The following is a 17861-nucleotide window of genomic DNA, read 5'->3' as shown; positions in this document are numbered from 1 at the left end:
CATGACGAAGACCTCGCCTGACGGCCTCCGCACGAAGGCCGCGCCCGGTGCACGCCGCAGGCGCTTCCTGATGGGCTGGGGCACCGCCCTGGCGTTGGTGGCGGCTGCGGCCTACATGGGCCACGAGGCGGCCTTGCAGACGGGCTTGTCGCGCCTGCGTGACGCAGCCCAGCACCGTCTCGACCTCGTGGCCACTGGCCTGGACGCCCACCTGGCGCGCTTCGAGTACCTGCCCGCGCTGCTGGAGATGACGCCCGTGGTGCCGGCCCTGCTCGACGCGCCGTCCGATCCGGGCCTGCGGGACGGTGTCAACCGCTACCTGAAGGAGGTCGCCGCCAGCGTCGGCGCCGAGATGCTCTACGTGCTGGAAGCGGGCGGCACCTCCGTCGCCGCGTCCGACTGGGATCAGCCGGGCACATCGTACGGCCAGGACTATTCCTTTCGGCCCTACATGCGCGACGCCGTCAAGCAGGGGCGTGGTCGTTTCTACGGCGTGGGCATCACCAGCGGCAAGCCGGGCTACTACTTGTCGTACGCACTGCGGCGCGACGATCAGTTGCGCGGCGTGATGACGGTCAAGGTCAATATTGATGAGGCCGAGCGCGCCTGGCGCAACCTGCCTGGCCACGTGTTGCTGATCGACGAACGCGGCGTCGTCATCCTGTCCACGCTCCACGACCTGAAGTACCGGCCGCTGGCGCCCCTGGATGCCGAGCAACACGCAGAGGTTCGGCTGGCCCGCTCCTACGGGCAGGCGACGCTGCAGCCAGCGGACTGGAGCGAGCGAACCACATTGGCCGACGGCGTGAAGCTGGTGACGCTGAGCGGGCGGGACCACCTGGCCTCGACGCGCGCGCTGCAGCACAGCCCGTGGCAGTTGGTGGTCCTGGACGAAATGGCGCCGGTGCGGGTGGCGGCCCGCTATGCCGCCATCACCGGCAGCCTGGCCATGGCGGTGCTGGTGCTGGTCGCGGTGACGCTGTGGCAGCGACGGCGCGCCGTGCGCCACAAGCTGGCCAGCCAGGCGGCGCTGCAGGCGGCGCATGACAGCCTCGAATCGACGGTGGTCGCGCGCACGGCACAACTTCGTTCGGCGCAGGGCGAACTGGTGCATGCGGGAAAGCTGGCGGCGATGGGACAGATGTCCGCCGGCATCGTGCACGAATTGAACCAGCCGCTCACGGCATTGCGCACCTTGTCGGACAGCGCCGCGATCCTGCTCGAGAAGGGGCGGTCTGACGATGTGCGCGGCAACCTGCGGCGCATCACCGGGATGGTGGATCGCCTGGCGCGGCTGACCACGCAGCTTAAGACCTTTGCGCACAAGAGCGACACGGCCCTGGCCCATGTGACCGTGGCCCGCAGCATCGCCGATGCGCAAGCCCTGCTCGAAAGCGAACTGCAGGAGCGCGGCATCAGGCTCTTGGTCGACGTGCAGCCCATCGGGCTGAGCCTGGTCACCGACGAGGCCGCGCTGAGCGGCGTGCTCGTCAACCTGATGCGCAACGCCGTCGACGCCATGAGGGAGGCTGCGCAACGCGAGTTGCGGGTGCAGGCCCGAGCACAAGGCGGCCGATTGATCCTGAGCGTGGCCGACACGGGCCACGGAATTCGTCCTGACATCCTCGAGCGCCTCTTCGAACCCTTCGTCACGAGCAAGCCGGCCGGTGCGGGGCTCGGGTTGGGACTGGTCATTTCCGAGCAACTGGTGCGCGGCGCCGGGGGGGTGCTGCGTGCCGCCAATCGCGACGAGGGTGGTGCCATCTTCACCATCGACTTGCCGCTTGGCGTCGAACAACCGATTGCCGATAGGGTTCACCCACAGTGAGTGCATCAACTCCCATCCGCGTGCTGCTGGTCGAAGATGACGATGACGTACGCATCAGCACCATCCAGGCCCTGAGCCTGGCCGGCTTCGAGGTGGATGACTTCGCCAGTGTCGAGCGTGCCCGGGCTCATATCAGTTTCGGCGCTCCGCTCATCGTGGTGTGCGACGTCAAGTTGCCAGGGCTTTGCGGCACCGACTGGCTGCCGCAGATCCGCACCATCGATGCGGAGTTGCCCGTGGTTTTGGTGACTGGCCATGGCCACATCGCAATGGCAGTGCAGGCCATGCGCGAAGGCGCGTACGATTTCATCGAAAAGCCCTTCACAACCGAACGGCTGCTGGCGGTTGTGCGACATGCGATGGAGCGACGGCAACTGTCGTTGCAGGTGCGAGCGCTGCGTGATGCTCTCGACAACTGGCACGGCATCCAGGCCGTTCTGATTGGTCGTTCGGCGCAAATGCAGCAGGTGCGCCGCACCGTGATGAACCTGGCGGAAACATCAGCCGACGTGCTGATCTATGGCGAAACCGGCACCGGCAAGGAACTTGTGGCGCGTTGCCTGCACGATCACAGTGAGCGCCGGCGGCACCACTTTGTGGCGCTGAACTGCGGCGGGCTCCCCGAAGCCCTTGCCGAGAGCGAGTTGTTCGGTCACGAGGCTGGCGCATTCACCAGCGCCAACCGCCCACGCGTAGGCAAGTTCGAATATGCGCATGGTGGCACCCTCTTCCTCGACGAGATCGAGAGCATGCCCATGGCCGTACAGATCAAGCTGCTGCGCGCGCTACAGGAGCGCTCCATCGAGCGCGTGGGGTCGAACAAGTCGATCCCATTTGACTGCCGGCTGGTCGCGGCCAGCAAGGACGACCTCAAGACGCTCAGCGATCAGAAGCAGTTCAGGGCCGACCTGTACTACCGCATCGGTGTGGCTTTCGTCGAGTTGCCACCATTGCGCGAACGCCTGGAAGACATCCCGTTGTTGTTTGAACACTTCACCTTGCTCGCAGCAAGTCGCTACGGGCGTGTCGCGCCGACGTTGAGCAGCCTCCAACTGGCCGAGTTGATGGCCTACGCCTGGCCCGGCAACGTACGAGAACTGCGCAACGTGGCGGACCGCTTTACGCTGGGACTGCTGGGTGATCGTCTGACCCAGACCCGTGGAGCCGGTCAGGTGATGTCGGACCTGCCACAGGGCCTCCCACAGCAGGTTCAGAGTTTCGAGCGCGCAGTGATCGTGGAGGAGCTACGGCGGCACCGGGGCGATCAGAGTGCAACGGCCGCGGCACTGGGTGTTGCACGCCAAACGCTCCATGACAAGCTGCGAAAGTTGAACATCACGACCGACGAGTGGGGAGGTTGATGTCCTGATCAGTGTGGGTGAGCACCCGACGCCCGGGTGCCCGCCCACACTCGCCGACGGCGAGAGCCACAGGAGTTGCTCGCCTCGTTCCGCACTCGGCGGTAATTCCCTTAGAAAGCCAGAATCTCCTCGCCTGTAGCGCAGATGTTGTTCATTGGCATGTCGAGCGTGCCATCTCTAGGCTGCTCAATAGCTGCGGCTTGGCCAAGCATTTATGCTTCGATGGCATGGGCTGGTGCCAACAGAAGACCGAGCTGACGGGTGGCATCAACAACGACGGGGAATGGATGAGTGAGCATTGCTTAGCCCGCTGTGCGACCACAAGACCACGGCAAGGATCAATATGGGTCGACAAATGGCAAACCTTGCGGGTTTGTTGCGCTCACTGCCATCCGATGCGTATGCGTCCGGTCATGCCACCTTGACGGGGGTCGGGCCGCGCGCGCAAAAGCTAGACTTCAGGAATCGGGTCGCGGAAGCCATTGACCGCAGTACCTCGTACAGCCGCCACTCAGCCCAGCGCCGGGCGCACCATCCAACAGCCGCTTAATGGCAGTCACCGTGCGAACGCTTCGCCGCACCCACCGGCAGCACTCGCTGCTCCTCGGTCATTCACATAGAGCGGACGACACTGCGCACCAGGTCGCGATGAAGCTATCCACACCACCTCAATGAGGATCGCGCGGATCGCCCGCCATATTCCGCACAGCAGCCCCAGGATCCCTCTCAAGTCTGGACAGCGACAACTCCCAGGTCTTGAGCGCCCAGTAGGCACCGAAGGTCCAGATCCCGGCCATCTCCACAAAGAACACGAAGTTGCCGCCGCCCGCAAGCAAGGCCGCCAGGGCGAAGCCGGTCACCGGGCACAAAATCATCAACACGGCCAGCACGCGGTAGGTGCGCTTGAGCATCGGCTCCCGGTGCTTCTGGTGGGCTGGCAGGTAGCTCAGTGATTTGCACGCGCATTGCCAGGCGACGATGCCCAGCAACACGAACAGCACGGCAGCCGCCGCGAAGTGGATGGGCGGACTGGGCTGGTGGCTGGCCCACTCCAGCACGGCAGGGCAGTCTTTCACCAACTGCATGATGCGTTCGTCGCCGGCGAGGTCTTCCGCTCTGATGCGTTCCGGCACCACGGCGACGATCAGCGCGCAGATGGCTGCGGTGTTGAGCAGCGTGTTCTCCCACCGGGTGAGGCCCTTGTAAAGGCGCAGGCCTGTGGCGATGGCGAACAGCCCGCCGACGAAGAAGGTGCGCATGGGGAATGCGGCGCACTGCATGGCCCCGGCTTCGGCTGTGGCACGGGCGGCGAAGAAGTAGGCGCTCATCGAAGGCTGCAGCGACAGATCGTGAACGAAGCGGCCCCAGAAATAGAGCACCGCCGGGAAGGCAAAGGCCAGCACCGCCAGCCCCAGCCTCAGCGAGAAATAGGTTTCAGAGAAATGCCGCCATAGGTCGTGCGCATCAGGGGGCGGCGGCTCGTTGTTCATCAGGCCGGGCTGCGGGTGGGCCATGCGGTGCTCCTTGTGGATGGGGAAGCGGTGCCGCCATTCTGATGCGGGTGTGTGTGGGCGTGAACCTTTGGTGCAGGGATGCTTGGCTCATCCACTCAATCAATCACTCCCTCAATGAATCAATCAGTCAGTCAAGCTGCTTGCGGATCAACCCAACGGGTACAGAGGCCGCAGGACCGATGGCGTGCTGCGGACGTCAGGGTTTGCGAATGGCAGCCACAGCGCAGCCGATGCAGCCATTCAAGAATGGCGCGGCTGAATTCCGTCGTGCTGTCGGTTTGTGCACCGCGCAGGTCTACGACCTCAAATGTGGCGGCGGCGAATTCGTGGTCCCGGCCAGGAGCGGATGTACAGTTGGGCTACCCGCACCCGTGGGCGGCTTTAACTCTATCCCGTCACTATGGGCCTGCTTCTTGTCGTACTGGTCTTTGTGTTCCCCCTTGCATTGCCGGTGGTCACCCTCGCCTCGCTGCTATTCGTGGCGTTGGCTGCCGAGCGGGGAGTTAAGACGTTTTTGTTGCGAGGGCTGAATGCGATTGCACTTCTTGTGCTGCTTGCCGGGCCGGGCACCGTGTCGAACAGCGCAGGCAGCTTTTTACTGCCATGGTGGATGCACGTCGCAGTCGGCCACTCAGGCGTGCGCTACTACGTCATTCAGTACGCGGGGCTATGTGTTGTGCTTCTGCTCGTCCTGCTCGTAGCAGTCGCTATTTGGAGAGGTCCAGCACCACCGGCTTCATTGAAGGGACATGCGCCATTTAATCGGCGTCGCCTTCCACCCCGCTGAGCCCCTTGTAAAGGTGCAGCCCGGCCGCGATGGCGAACAGGCCGCCCACGAAGAAGGTGCGCATGGGGATGCGGCGCACTGCATGGCGCCGGCTTCGGCTGTGGCGCGGGCGGCGAAGAAGTAGGCGCTCATCGAAGGCTGCAGCGGCAGATCGTGAACGAAGCGGCCCCAGAAATAGAGCACCGCCGGGAAGGCAAAGGCCAGCACCGCCAGCCCCAGCCTGAGCGAGAAATAGGTTTCAGAGAAATGCCGCCATAGGTCGTGCGCATCAGGGGGCGGCGGCTCGTTGTTCATCAGGCCGGGCTGCGGGCGGTCCATGCGGTGCTCCTTGTGGATGGGGAAGCGGTGCCGCCATTCTGATGCGGGTGTTGTGGATGCCGTCATTTCCTTTCGACGGAGTCGCTACAGTGGGAAATCCTGCGGGGTTCCGTGTCGACCATATCGAACAGGAGGAAAGATGACCGAGCGTGTGAGCCACGCATTGAGCGAGGTTCTTGATGGGTTGGAGAAATCCATCAATGGGGAAGAGGTGAGCGTGCAGCACATCGTAGAGACGCTGGGTCAAAGGTCGTTTGCGTCATTGCTGCTGATCTTCCCGCTGATCGCAGTCTCTCCGGCCAGCGCGATCCCGGGCGTCACGGCGTCGGTCGCGGTCATCGTCTTCCTGCTGGTGAGCCAGATGATCGTCGGGCGCGAGAGTGTGTGGCTCCCTTCCTTCATTCGCCACCGTTGCATTTCCAAGGCAGCGTTGTGCAAGGCACTTGGATGGTTGAGAAAGCCCGTCGTTTTTGTCGAGCGCTTTCTGAAGGCCCGGCTCACCTTCATTCTGGAAAGGCCGTGGCGGTATCTGCCGCTGGGCATGGTCCTGGTGCTGTGCCTTTTCATGCCCTTCATGGAACTCGTCCCGGTCTCCGGCTCCATCGCCGCCGCCATCATTTCGATGCTGGCCGCTGGTCTGTTGACCCGGGACGGCGGCCTGGTTTTGTTCTCACTTCTGACGATGTTGGGCTTGCCCGTGCTGGCGTGGCAGGCGGGTGTTGGCGGGTGAAGGTAGCGGGCGCGCAGATGGCTGCGATGTTGAGAGGCGTGTTCCCCCACTGCGTGAGCCCTTTGCCTTGACGAAAGAACGACCTCGACTATAGATAAGTTTGCCGAAAAGGCTAGAACTATAGAAAATGCGAATCTTCTATAGATAATCGCGCCTCACATGACTGATCTGCGAAAAATCACGGGGCCTGTTGGCTATGCCTGGCTGAGGGACCATCTGAATGTCCCATCTTTCCTGGGCGCCCGCGAAGCGCGAATGGCAGGCGTCAACGCCCTCGAGAGGCTGCCTGAAGGCGGGCTGCTGGTGCCGGCCCGCATGGCGCCGCCGGCCACCATTCTCGATCATGTGCTCTTCGCACTCAAGCACGAACAGATCAACCTGCATCTTCTGGCGCTTGCCCTGAAAAGGGTGCCCAGCTCGGACATGGAGGCCTCCTTTGCGGCCACGCCCAACGGGGTGTACATCCGGACGGCTTGCTGCCTTTGGGAGATGGTCACTGGAAAAAGCCTGGCCACCAACGGCGCCACGATCACAGCGCCCTACCAGGAAGTCTTCGACCCAGTGCAATTTTTTGTGGGCGAATCACGCAAGAGTGCGAAGTGGAGGGTGGATTTCAACGGACTGGGCGACATCAGCTTCTGCCCCATCGTCAGGAAAACACCGGGCATCCAGCAATTGCTGGCCGAGGATGTTTTGAAGCAGGCCAGAGCGTTCGCTGAGAACACCAACACGGAGATGCTGGACCGTGCGCTGGGCTGGGCCTACATGAGTGAGACGGAGGGATCCTTCGCCATTGAGGGTGAGGTGCCGACGCAGGACAAGGCGCGCGCGTTCACCCAGTTGCTGCAGCACGCCAGCGATCCCAAGGCGTTGACGGAGGAACTCCTGTGCGAATTGCAGCGCATGAGCATCACCAACCCCTTCGACAAGGCTTGGGAATTCCGCAGTGAACAAAACCGGCTCCAAAAAGGTGTGGGGGCAGCAGGCGTGCGCTACGTGCCGCCGCGGCCAGAGATGGTCGTGCCGCTGATGACGCCCCTGATGGCATTGGCCAACAGACCACCCAAAGGCCTGGACCCCCTTGTGCACGCGGCCATCATCTCCTTCGGGTTTGTGTACATCCACCCGTTCATGGATGGCAACGGCCGGCTGTCCCGGTTTCTGGTTCACCATTGCCTGGGGCAGTCCAACGCGCTGCCGACGGCCTTCGTGCTTCCCGTCTCGGTGGCTTTGAGGCGGCATGAAGACGCCTACCTGGAAGCGCTGCACGCCTTCAGCAAACCCGCGCGCGAGCTGTGCCACGTGACATGGGGGGGTGACGCCAACTATGCCTTCGACTGGCTGCCGGAAGCCGACGAGGCCTTCAGGTTCATGGATCTGACGGCATGCGTTGAATTCACCATGCGCATGGCCCAGGTCGCCCTGCAGAAAGACCTGCTAGGAGAAGCCCAATGGCTGGGCGACTTCGACCTTGTCTATGCCCAGATCAAGGCCAGGTTTGACATCAGGGACAACGACCTGTCCCACCTTGTCGCTGCTGCATTTCACAACGGTGGAGTGGTATCCAAGAACATCCGGAAGAAGTACATCCATCGCGTACCCGTCGAAACACTCGATGCCATTGAAGCGCGCTGCCTCAATCGAATGGCTGCACGCGCGAGCCCGCCGGATGATGCCCAGGGGCTCGCCGCAGCTTGAGGTCAATCGCCTGGCCATGCCGTGCATGGACTTGCCTTCGTACACCGGGTCGGTCAGCATGCCTTCCTGCCGCGGCCGGCGACACCGAATCTTGCTCGGGTACGATCCCTGCCAATGCATCTACCGCTTTCTTTTTTAACTCAACGGACGTGAAGGCATGTTGACCGTCGTTTATTACGCGCTGATGCTCTTGCTCGGCTTTGTCGTGTACAGGCACGGGCAAAAGCTGCTCAAGCAAGGCTTCCGCGATGAGAACGATGAAATCACCAAACCGCCCATGGGGCCCGTGAGCTTTGTGGTGTGCGGTGCCATTGCATGCGTTCTTCTCTTTGGCGTGCTGCGCGCGTTGGTGCAAGGCCAGATCGAATGCGTCGGCAAAGGCTGCGCGGGACAGGTCTACACCCTGGCTGAGAATGCGGGCCGGTTTTGGGGCAATGTGTTCTTCTTGGTGTGGTGCGTGCTGGCCTTGGGGTATGGGATGTACGTGTCGTTCAAGATCTGGTCCAAAGATTGAGGCGTGGCCCCTCACCCCAGCCCTCTCCCCAGAGGGGCGAGGGAGTGAAGGCACGGCCTGCCTCGCGGGGTCATCTTGCGCTGCCGGGCGTCTCGCTGCGCCCCCCAGCGCCCAGGCAGCGCGGCGGTGTTTAGACCAGCCAGTGGCTGCGGTGGTCTTGCGCGTAGGCCTCGAAGCGGCGCGGTGTCTGGCCGGTGATGGTCTGCACCGCATCGGTGACGCGCTCCGAGTAGCCGGCCTTGAAGAAGCCCAGAATCAGCAGCAGAAAGTCGGCGTAGTCCGCCGGCAGGCCAGCGGCCAGCAGGCCGGGGCGCATGTCTTCCGGCGTCACGTCCTGGAAGCTGATGTTGCGGCCGGTGACTCGGCTCAAGATCACCGCCACCTCGTCGTGGTCCAGGGCCTGGTCGCCGGTGAGGTCAAAGTCGCGGTTGTCCCACTGCGTGCTGGTGAGCAGCACGGCAGCCACCGACGCAATGTCGCGCGCGTCGATGAAACTGCCTTTGGCCTGACCCACCGGGAGGAAGATCTTTCCGTGCTCGCGAATGCCCTGCAGCCAGAAGGTGTGGAAGTTCTGCATGAACCAGTTGGGCCGGATGATGTTGTAGGCCAACCCGCTGGCCTCCAGGTGCCGTTCGGTCATGCGCAGCGGTGCTGCCTCGTCGGCGTTGGCGCCCATGGCGGTCATCAGCACCAGCTTGGGCACGCCCAGCGCCTTGGCACGGTCGATCACTGGCACCAGCCATTCGTGCTGGCGGGTGTGGCCAGGCGGGCAGAGCAGGAACACCGCGTCGCGTCCGGCCAGTGCCACGTCCAGGCCTTCGCCGTTGGCCAGGTTGAGCTGTACCTGGTCAGGTGCCTTGGGGGCGCGACTGGTGGCGCGGGCCACGCCGTGTCCAGCGCTCTTGAGAAGACGGGAGAGTTCGGAACCGACGGTGCCGCTGGCACCGATGACAAGGATGTTGGCCATGGAAAGCTGCTTTGTGAAGTGGAGAAGCCTGCATTGTTCTGGCTGAATGCTTGAACTAGAATGCATGCCAGTTCATGATTCATGTTCAATCGTACGGAATCATGGATCAGTCAACCCTCACTCCACCACCACTCTATCGCCATGGATCTGCTCACCGACGTGCTGCAACAGGCCGGCCTGCACCGCCGCCTGCTGGACCTGCGCCGCTTGCGCGAAGGCGCGCCCCTGCGTTTTCCTTGTGACAAGAGCATGGGCCTGCACGTGGTCACGCAGGGCCAGTTGTTCCTGAGTGCGCCTGGGCTGGCACAGCCGCTGGCGCTGGCGCGCGGCGACATCGCGGTGATGGCGCGCGGTTGCCACCATGTGCTGAGCCTGCAGCCCGGCTGGCGTGCGGCGGAAGAAGTGCGCATCGACCACATCACCGAACCCGCCGAACCCAACGTATCCAGCGAAGGGCAGGACGACGCCACCCCCACCGTCATCAGCGGCGCCTACCAGTTCTGGCACGCGCCCGTGCACCCGCTGTTTCGCGATCTGCCATCGTGGTTCGTGTTGCGCGCCGAAGAACTGCCCAGGCTGGGCGCGCTCGCGCTCACCGTGGGCCTGCTTGATCAGGAACTGCGCCACCACGGCATGGGCGCACGCACCATCGTGCACGGTCTGCTGGACGCCTTGTTCACCTACGCCCTGCGCGAGCTGCTGGCGCGCGAAGGCGAGGCGCATACCGGCTGGGCCATGGCCGTGCGCGACCTCCCAGTGCGCCAGGCCATCCACCTCATGCACGCCGACTGCGCACGCAACTGGACACTGGACGAACTCGCCCGCGCGGTGGGGCTGTCGCGCACCGGTCTGGCCGAGCGCTTCCGCAAAGCCATGGGCGACACGCCACTGAGCCACCTGCGCACCGTGCGCATGCAAAAAGCCATGCACTTGCTCAGCGAGACCGAGCGCCCGCTGGACCAGGTGGCAGAAGAAGTCGGCTACAGCGACGCCTTCGGTTTTTCCAAAGTGTTCAAACGCGAGATCGGCCTGTCTCCGCGCGACTTTCGCCGCGGCGATGCCCAGGACCGGCAATCGGAGTGGCGCATACAGGCGGGGTGAGCGGTGCGGGCGGTGGGCTGTGCACCACCGCCCGCCAGCCATCGCTTTTTCTGCACTGAAACCGGGGTGGCGCGGATCAACCGTTCCGGAACAGAAAGCTGTACGCATTGAGCGCCGGCACGCCGCCCAGGTGGGCGTACAGCACGCGCGTTTTCAGGCGGCCAGCGTTTCGGCGGCGGCGGGGTCCATCAGCACCAGCACGGTTTGGCCTGCTGTCACGGCAGCGCCCTGCTGGCAAAAGAGTTGGTGCACCGTGGCATCGGCCGGGGCCAGCAGGTTGAACTCCATCTTCATGGACTCGATCACCATGAGCACGTCGCCCGCTTTCACGGTCTGGCCAGGGGTGACCGTCACTTTCCACACGCTTCCGGGCACGCTGGTGGTGATGGCACGGCCACCCGGGGGCAGATCCAGTTCCAGGGTGGCGCCGTCAGCAACAAGCTCTGCCTCGCTGCCTGGCATGTCTTGCCCGGCCGCCACCCACTGTTGCCGCTCGGCTTCGAATGCTGCCTGCTGCTGCCGTTTGAAGGCGGTGATGCCGACGGCTTCGTCGGCCAGGAATTGTCGGTAGTCCTTCAGGCTGAACACGCCCTCTTCGATCCGAAGTGTGTAACCCCCGCTGGGAAACCCGGCGCGGATGTGCTGCAACTCGTCCTGGCTCACGGGGTGGAAACGGATCTGGTCAAAAAAGCGGAGCAACCAGGGCTGCTCGAACGCGGGGCCGGGCTGGCCGTGATGCCAGCGGTTCCACATTTGCAGGGTGCGCCCCACGAACTGATAGCCGCCAGGCCCTTCCATGCCGTACACACACAGGTAGGCACCGCCAATGCCGACCGCGTTTTCCGGGGTCCAGGTGCGGGCGGGGTTGTACTTGGTGGTCACCAGGCGGTGGCGCGGGTCCAGCGGCGTGGCCACAGGTGCGCCCAGGTAGACATCGCCCAGGCCCAGCACGAGGTAGCTGGCATCGAAGACTGTCCGGTGCACATCCTCCAAGGTTTCCAGCCCATTGATGCGTCGGATGAACTCAATGTTGCTTGGGCACCAGGGTGCGTCCGGTCTGACCGACTGCATGTACTTTTCGATGGCGAGTTTGGTCTGCGGGTCATCCCATGACAGGGGCAGGTGCACGGTGCGGCTGGGCACCACCATGTCATCGACCGCCGGCAATCCAGCCTCGGCATCGATCACCTGCTGAAGCAGCGCTTGCTGGGCGATCTGCGCCGGGTCGTAGTGCAGTTGCAGGGACCGGATGCCCGGCGTCATGTCGATGATGCCGTTCAGGCTCCCGGCTTTGCGCAGATCTTGCAGCGCTTGCATCAGCACATGCACGCGCAGCCGGAGTTCAATGTCGAGCACCAGCGGGCCAAACTCCACCAGCAGGTAGCGGTCCCCGGCCTGACGCACCACCATGTCAGGCACGTCGCCGCGGCCGGGGTCGTTGTGAATCACTGGCGTCGGGTGGGCGGCGGCATCGTCACGGGGTGCAGCGGGCAATGGCCCGCAGCGCGCGGTGATCGCACGGTGGATGGCCGCTTCCCGCTCCAGTGCCTGCGTTTGCGACACGCGATAAAACCGGACCGTGTCGCCTGGCCGCAACTGACCCAGCTTCCAGAGTTCGGCATGCGCGACCACCGCCGGGCACACAAAGCCCCCCAGGCTGGGCCCGTCCGGACCCAGGATGACGGGCATGTCACCTGTGAAGTCGATGGCCCCGATCGCATACGCGTTGTCGTGGATGTTCGACGGGTGCAGCCCGGCTTCACCGCCATCGCAACGTGCCCACTCAGGCTTGGGACCGATCAGTCGCACCCCGGTCCGGCTGCTGTTGTGGTGCACCTTCCAGTCGGTGTCGAAAAAGGTATCGATGTCCGAAGCTGTGAAGAAATCAGGAGCGCCATGCGGGCCGTATATCACGCCCACGTGCCAGTGGTGCCCATAGTGCGGCACGAGGTCGGGCGGGCAGCAGGCCTGCGGTGCATGGCTGTTCTGGGCCAGGTGCAACACGTCTCCGGCGCGAAGGCATCGGCCACCATGGCCGCCAAACTGGCCCAGCGTGAATGTGCTGCAACTGCCCAGGTAGGCAGGCACATCCAGCCCTCCGGCCACGGCAAGCGCCAAGCGCACGCCGGCTTCTGTGCGGCCGATTTCCAGGGTGCTGCCTGCCTCGATGTGCAAGGTCTGCCACATGGCCACGGGCTGACCATTCAATGTGAGGCTGGCGGGTGCACCGGTCACGGCGACCACGGCAGGCGTGTTGAAGCGCAGGGTGGGACCGGCCAGCGTGATTTCCAGGGCTGCTGCTTCGGGTGGGTTGCCGACCAGGGCATTGGCCATTCGGTGGGCGTAGGCATCCATAGGGCCGCTGGGGGGCACGCCCACGTCCCAGTAACCCGTGCGGCCGGGCCAGTCCTGCACGCTGGTTTGCACCCCGGGCTCCAGCACTTCGATGGTTCGCGGGCGGAACACAAATGTGTTCAGAAAGCGGGTGACCTGGCGCCCCTCCCTGAACACCGGGTCTTGCACCACAGACCGCAGGTACGCCAGGTTGGTTTCAATGCCTGCCAGCCGGGTGGCGGCCAACGCGGCATCCATGCGTTGCAAGGCCTGTTCGCGGGTGTCGGCCGTGACGATCAACTTGGCCAGCATGGGGTCATACCACGGGGGCACATCGGTCCCGCGCTCCACCCAGCCGTCCACCCGGGCCTCGGGTGGGAAGTGCACATCGGTGAGAAGCCCCGCGCTGGGCTGGAAATGCCGAGCAGGGTCTTCGGCGTACAGCCGCGCCTGTATGGAGGCCCCGCGCGCCACCGGCTGCAGGGTGGCCAATGGCGGCAGCTTGCCTGCGGCCAGCTTCACCATCCAGGCCACCAGGTCAACACCCGTGACTTGCTCGGTCACGCCGTGCTCCACCTGCAGGCGGGTGTTCACCTCCAGAAAGTAGAACTGGTGGCCGACGGCGTCGTACACAAACTCAACCGTGCCGGCAGAGCGGTAGTTCACTGCCTGGGCGAGGCGCACGGCGGTGGTGTGCAGCGCCTGGCGCTGCTCGTCGCTCAGCCCTGGGGCGGGCGTCTCTTCGATCACCTTCTGGTTGCGGCGCTGCACCGAACAGTCGCGCTCGCCCAGGGCGATCACACCCCCTGCGCCATCCCCGAACACCTGCACTTCAATGTGGCGCGCTTGCTCGACATACTTTTCCAGAAAGAGGCCAGCGTCCTTGAAATTGGCTTGTGCCAGCCGGCCCACGGATTCGAAGGCTTCGACCATTTCGGCCTCGTTCCACACCAATCGCATGCCGATGCCGCCACCGCCAGCCGTGCTCTTGAGCATGACCGGGTAGCCAATGGCCTGGGCTTGCTGGCAGGCCTGTTCGGGGTCACCGATGATCCCTGAGCCGGGCAGCAGCGGTACCCCCAGCGATTGCGCCAGATGGCGCGCCGTGTGCTTGAGCCCGAAGGCCCTCATTTGTGTAGCCGTTGGCCCGATGAAGGCCATGCCTGCTGCCTCGCAGGCCTCGGCAAAGTCGGGGTTCTCTGACAGAAAGCCATAGCCAGGGTGGATGGCTTTTGCCCCGGCCTGCCTGGCCACCGCCAGGATGCGATCGCCACACAGGTAGCTCTGTGCGGCGGGGGCAGGCCCGATCAGGTAGGCCTCGTCGGCTTCACGCACGTGGCGCGCCTGTGCGTCTGCCTCCGAATACACCGCCACACTGCGCACCCCCATTTGCCTGAGCGTGCGGATGATGCGGCACGCAATGGCTCCTCGGTTGGCAATCAGTACCTTCTCAAACATGGAATCCTTGTGCGGGCCGTCCCGCCTGGTGTGTGCATCTGCAGGCCGTCCTGCAGATGGGTTGAGTCTCAGGCGGGGTCCCAGACGATGAGTTGAATCGGGGTGGGGTTGTAGGCGTTGCACGGGTTGTTGAGCTGGGGGCAGTTGGAAATGAGCACCCACACATCCATGTCGGCGCGCATTTCCACGTACTTGCCAGGCCCTGACACACCATCGTCGAACTTGAGGTCGCCGCTTTCGGTGACCGGCACGTTCATGAAGAAGTTGATGTTGGGCACCAGATCGCGCTTGGTCAGCCCCATGTCGGCACGCTGGATCGCTATCAGGTAGTTGTCGCGGCAGTTGTGCATGTACTTCTTCTGCAGGGCGTAGCGCACGGTGTTGCTCTCGGCCGCACAAGCGCCGCCCAGGGTGTCGTGGCGGCCGCAAGTGTCGGCGACGATGGTGAGCATGGGGCGGCCCACGTTGCTCATCAGGCGCGTTCCGGTCGTCAGGTAGATGCCGCCCTGGGCCAGCATGGTGTCTGTGGCGCTGTAGTGCTCGGCCAGGTCGTCTGCGGCGTAAAAAATCACGTCGGCTGCCTGGTTGCCTTCCAGGTCCACGATGCGAAGCGTTTGACCTTGCTTCACCTGGAACAGGATGGGTTCGCCCGCCGGGTGGGTTTCGCTCCACACCGCATGCTGTGGCTGCAGTGCGCTGGTGGTCACGCGCGTCGCGGCGGCGGGGGCTGTGGCTGTGGCTGAAGATGTGGTGATGGCGGTCATGGCGGGCTCCCTGCTCAGGCGTGAAACATGTCGGCGTTGTGCAGTGCGCGGGCGTTCTCCGGCCGGAACGCGCGGCACGCGTCATCGGCGGCGGCAGCGCCCACCTGCCGCGCCAGCACCCCGATGCGGCCCGGCTGGTACACCGGGCTCGGGTCCAGTGGATGCGGCGCTGAGGACACGGCGATCACCACGTCCATGTCGCAGCGCAACTCGAACCAATGTCCGGGCTGGCTGTGGCCGGGGTGAAAAACAAAGCTCCCCTGCGGATCCACGCTGACCTTGGAAAACCAGTTCACACCGATGATGAGGTCGCGTGCGGTCAATCCGTGTTTGCCGATTTCGGTGAGCAAGCCGTCCTTGCCGCTGCGGAACATGGCGTTCCGGTGCGTCTGGTAGCGCTGTTCGCCGTAGCGTGCCTGGAGCCTGGCGTTGTCCAGCAACAGGCCCAGCGGGTCGTGCCAGCCCAGGCTGTCGTGGGTGATGCTGGCCAGGGATCGGCCCATGTCGCTCATCAGCACGTGGCCCTGGCGGTAGTGGGCCGTGTGCTGGGCCTTGAGCGAGTCGGGCATGTTGTAGCGTTCGAGCTTGTCGTGGGCGGCGTACAGCACCATGCTCAGGTTGACACCGGGGTCCATGGCCACAAAACGAAGGGCACGCCCGCGCTGCATGCGCCATGACCAGTGGTTGCCGCCGGGCATCATGTCCGACCACAGCACGTCTTCTGTGGTCAGGTTGGCGGTGGCTTCAGCGGGGAAACGCTTCCACCACGCCAGGTTGTCCACGGGCTGCTCGCTCGGTGGGTTGGTGATACTGGCGTTCATCGGGGTATCTGGGTGTGCGGTGGTCATGTCATCGTTGCCTGTGACGTTGCCGGCAGGGTGTATTGGTTGCGGACCGCATCCAGCAGGCCATTGGCAGCGGCGCGGTCCTGGTTCAGAGGGATGTCGTAGGTGATGGCTGCCCCGTAAGCCTGCGGGGCTTGGGGGTCGATGCGCACCTTGTCGAACACCAGCAGGCGTGTGCCCAGGTGGAAGCCTTCTGACAGGTCGTGCGTGACCATGAACACGGTCAGCCGGTTCTGGGACCACAGATCCTGTAGCAGCTGGTGCATGTCTTTGCGGATGCCGGGATCCAAGGCACCGAAGGGCTCATCGAGCAGCAGGATGCGGGGCTTGCCCATCAGCGCCTGGGCAATGGCCAGGCGCTGCTGCATCCCACCAGAGAGCTGGTGTGGGTACTTGTGCAAGGCGGGTGCCAGGCCCACCTTGTCCAGCATGGCCCGGGCCTCTTCCCGTGCTGCTTCCTTGGCTTTCCCGAACAGGCGGCCCAGCACCGGGCTGCGTGGCAGCTCCAGCGCCAGCGCCACGTTGTCCAGCACGGTCAGATGCGGCAGCACCGAGTACTTCTGAAACACGATGCCCCGGCTGGCGTCCGGTTCAGCCGCCAAGGGTTGGCCGTCCAGCGTGATTCTGCCCTTCGTCGGGTTTTCCTGGCCCAGCAGCAGCCTCAGGAAGGTTGATTTGCCACAGCCTGATGCGCCCACCATGGTGCAGAACTGTCCCTCCTGAACTTCCAGGTTGATGCGTTCGAGCACCACCTGTTCGCCGTATGCCATCCATACGTTGCTGACTTTGAGAAATGCCATGGTCAGCGCCCTTCGTGCCAGGGAAACAAGAAGGCAGTCATTTTTTTGAGTGCGAAATCCATGGACCAGGCCAGCAGGGTGATCCATGCGACGTAGGGCAGGATCACATCCATGGCCAGGTAACGCCGCACCAGAAAGATGCGATAGCCCAGGCCGTCGGTGGATGCGATGGCCTCTGCCGCGATCAGAAACAGCCATGCCGACCCCAGCGCCAGCCGCAGCGCAATCAGAAGGCGCGGCATCAGTTGCGGCAGGATCACCCGCAGCACCAGGGTCCATGTGTTGGCCCCCAGGGTCTGCGCCTTGATCAGCCATTCCAACGGGATCTCCCGCGCCCGTTGCTCAAGGTCCCGTGTCATCACCGGGGCAATGCCGATGACGATCAGCATGACCTTTGACAACTCCTCGAGCCCGAAAACGATGAACAGCACCGGCAGGATGGCCAATGGCGGGATCATCGAGATCACCGCCACGGCGGGTGACAGCGTCGCACCTACCAGCGGAAGGGCACCCAGGCCAATACCCAGAACCAAAGCCAGGGCAGTGGCCACCAGTATGCCCATCCCCAGGCGGCGCAGGCTGGCCAGGGTGTCATCCCAGAACAGCCAGCCGCCGGTCCGGGCGTCTTCCTGCAAGGCGTAGCGCTGCCAGGTGTCCGCCATCTGGCCAAAGCTGGGCAGCAGCTTGTCATCCGGATTGACGGCCAGTCTGGCGTCCGAGGCCATCGCGTAGGCGATGAGCAGAAGCAAGAAAGGCAGCACCGCCAGTCCGACCCGAAGGCCGCGACCGGGAATGAGGTTGATCAGGCGCATGGGCCCCCCGCTGGAGAGAAAAAGCGACGT

14 protein-coding genes are annotated in these 17861 nt (G+C 64.0%); 6 read left to right on the top strand and 8 right to left on the bottom strand.

Annotated features, from left to right (window positions below; genetic code table 11):
* The first annotated feature begins 1 nt into the window (after position 1).
* The gene (locus J2W49_RS08850) at positions 2 to 1828 is read left to right on the top strand and encodes a sensor histidine kinase (protein WP_310314502.1); all 1827 of its coding nucleotides are present in this window, start codon (positions 2 to 4) and stop codon (positions 1826 to 1828) included.
* Complete coding sequence (locus J2W49_RS08845) at positions 1825 to 3189, top strand: sigma-54-dependent transcriptional regulator (RefSeq protein WP_310314500.1); 1365 nt, start codon at positions 1825 to 1827, stop codon at positions 3187 to 3189. Before J2W49_RS08850 ends, J2W49_RS08845 begins: the two co-directional genes overlap by 4 nt.
* Positions 3190 to 3857: 668 nt before the next feature.
* Here the strand turns inward: J2W49_RS08845 and J2W49_RS08840 are convergent.
* The gene (locus J2W49_RS08840) at positions 3858 to 4703 is read right to left on the bottom strand and encodes a hypothetical protein (RefSeq protein ID WP_310314497.1); all 846 of its coding nucleotides are present in this window, start codon (positions 4701 to 4703) and stop codon (positions 3858 to 3860) included.
* Positions 4704 to 5439: 736 nt separating this feature from the next.
* Positions 5440 to 5808, bottom strand: a complete 369-nt coding sequence (locus tag J2W49_RS08835; RefSeq protein ID WP_310314494.1) for a hypothetical protein — start codon at positions 5806 to 5808, stop codon at positions 5440 to 5442.
* 52 nt (positions 5809 to 5860) lie between these two features.
* Here J2W49_RS08835 and J2W49_RS08830 point away from each other — a divergent pair, with 52 nt between their 5' ends.
* From J2W49_RS08830 to J2W49_RS08820, 3 genes are all read left to right on the top strand, one after another.
* On the top strand, positions 5861 to 6538 hold the full coding sequence (locus J2W49_RS08830; RefSeq protein ID WP_310314490.1) for an exopolysaccharide biosynthesis protein: 678 nt from the start codon (positions 5861 to 5863) through the stop codon (positions 6536 to 6538).
* Between the two features lie 159 nt (positions 6539 to 6697).
* On the top strand, positions 6698 to 8236 hold the full coding sequence (locus J2W49_RS08825) for a Fic family protein (protein ID WP_310314487.1): 1539 nt from the start codon (positions 6698 to 6700) through the stop codon (positions 8234 to 8236).
* Positions 8237 to 8393: 157 nt separating this feature from the next.
* A complete protein-coding gene (locus J2W49_RS08820; protein WP_310314485.1) occupies positions 8394 to 8750 on the top strand; it encodes a hypothetical protein in 357 nt (118 codons plus the stop codon).
* Positions 8751 to 8880: 130 nt separating this feature from the next.
* On the opposite strand, the gene J2W49_RS08815 is transcribed toward J2W49_RS08820, so the two are convergent.
* The gene (locus J2W49_RS08815; protein ID WP_310314483.1) at positions 8881 to 9717 is read right to left on the bottom strand and encodes an SDR family oxidoreductase; all 837 of its coding nucleotides are present in this window, start codon (positions 9715 to 9717) and stop codon (positions 8881 to 8883) included.
* Positions 9718 to 9858: 141 nt separating this feature from the next.
* On the opposite strand from J2W49_RS08815, the gene J2W49_RS08810 reads away from it, so the two are divergent.
* Positions 9859 to 10818 carry an AraC family transcriptional regulator gene (locus J2W49_RS08810; RefSeq protein ID WP_310314480.1) on the top strand — a complete coding sequence of 320 codons (960 nt, stop codon included), beginning with the start codon at positions 9859 to 9861 and terminating at the stop codon, positions 10816 to 10818.
* 153 nt (positions 10819 to 10971) lie between these two features.
* Here J2W49_RS08810 and uca read toward each other — a convergent pair whose 3' ends face one another.
* From uca to J2W49_RS08785, 5 genes are all read right to left on the bottom strand, one after another.
* Positions 10972 to 14610: an urea carboxylase gene (gene uca, locus J2W49_RS08805; RefSeq protein WP_310314477.1), complete on the bottom strand. Its 3639-nt coding sequence runs from the start codon at positions 14608 to 14610 to the stop codon at positions 10972 to 10974.
* Between the two features lie 68 nt (positions 14611 to 14678).
* Positions 14679 to 15374: an urea amidolyase associated protein UAAP2 gene (locus J2W49_RS08800; protein ID WP_310314475.1), complete on the bottom strand. Its 696-nt coding sequence runs from the start codon at positions 15372 to 15374 to the stop codon at positions 14679 to 14681.
* A gap of 14 nt (positions 15375 to 15388) precedes the next feature.
* The gene (locus J2W49_RS08795; protein WP_310314473.1) at positions 15389 to 16195 is read right to left on the bottom strand and encodes an urea amidolyase associated protein UAAP1; all 807 of its coding nucleotides are present in this window, start codon (positions 16193 to 16195) and stop codon (positions 15389 to 15391) included.
* A 23-nt stretch (positions 16196 to 16218) separates the two neighbouring features.
* Positions 16219 to 17019 carry an ABC transporter ATP-binding protein gene (locus J2W49_RS08790; protein ID WP_310314471.1) on the bottom strand — a complete coding sequence of 267 codons (801 nt, stop codon included), beginning with the start codon at positions 17017 to 17019 and terminating at the stop codon, positions 16219 to 16221.
* Positions 17020 to 17021: 2 nt separating this feature from the next.
* Complete coding sequence (locus J2W49_RS08785; RefSeq protein ID WP_310314466.1) at positions 17022 to 17831, bottom strand: ABC transporter permease; 810 nt, start codon at positions 17829 to 17831, stop codon at positions 17022 to 17024.
* Positions 17832 to 17861 lie beyond the last annotated feature (30 nt).

Source organism: Hydrogenophaga palleronii, assembly GCF_031457455.1.
GTDB lineage: Bacteria > Pseudomonadota > Gammaproteobacteria > Burkholderiales > Burkholderiaceae_C > Hydrogenophaga > Hydrogenophaga palleronii_A.
This window is presented reverse-complemented; position numbering and strand designations above follow the sequence as displayed.

Excerpts from the sequence above, each read along its gene's own strand:
- J2W49_RS08850 (WP_310314502.1), top strand. The coding sequence starts at position 2 with ATGACGAAGACCTCGCCTGACGGCCTCCGCACGAAGGCCGCGCCCGGT.
- J2W49_RS08840 (WP_310314497.1), bottom strand. The coding sequence starts at position 4,703 with ATGGCCCACCCGCAGCCCGGCCTGATGAACAACGAGCCGCCGCCCCCT.
- J2W49_RS08835 (WP_310314494.1), bottom strand. The coding sequence starts at position 5,808 with ATGGACCGCCCGCAGCCCGGCCTGATGAACAACGAGCCGCCGCCCCCT.
- J2W49_RS08825 (WP_310314487.1), top strand. The coding sequence starts at position 6,698 with ATGACTGATCTGCGAAAAATCACGGGGCCTGTTGGCTATGCCTGGCTG.
- J2W49_RS08820 (WP_310314485.1), top strand. The coding sequence starts at position 8,394 with ATGTTGACCGTCGTTTATTACGCGCTGATGCTCTTGCTCGGCTTTGTC.
- J2W49_RS08815 (WP_310314483.1), bottom strand. The coding sequence starts at position 9,717 with ATGGCCAACATCCTTGTCATCGGTGCCAGCGGCACCGTCGGTTCCGAA.
- J2W49_RS08810 (WP_310314480.1), top strand. The coding sequence starts at position 9,859 with ATGGATCTGCTCACCGACGTGCTGCAACAGGCCGGCCTGCACCGCCGC.
- uca (WP_310314477.1), bottom strand. The coding sequence starts at position 14,610 with ATGTTTGAGAAGGTACTGATTGCCAACCGAGGAGCCATTGCGTGCCGC.
- J2W49_RS08800 (WP_310314475.1), bottom strand. The coding sequence starts at position 15,374 with ATGACCGCCATCACCACATCTTCAGCCACAGCCACAGCCCCCGCCGCC.
- J2W49_RS08795 (WP_310314473.1), bottom strand. The coding sequence starts at position 16,195 with ATGAACGCCAGTATCACCAACCCACCGAGCGAGCAGCCCGTGGACAAC.
- J2W49_RS08790 (WP_310314471.1), bottom strand. The coding sequence starts at position 17,019 with ATGGCATTTCTCAAAGTCAGCAACGTATGGATGGCATACGGCGAACAG.
- J2W49_RS08785 (WP_310314466.1), bottom strand. The coding sequence starts at position 17,831 with ATGCGCCTGATCAACCTCATTCCCGGTCGCGGCCTTCGGGTCGGACTG.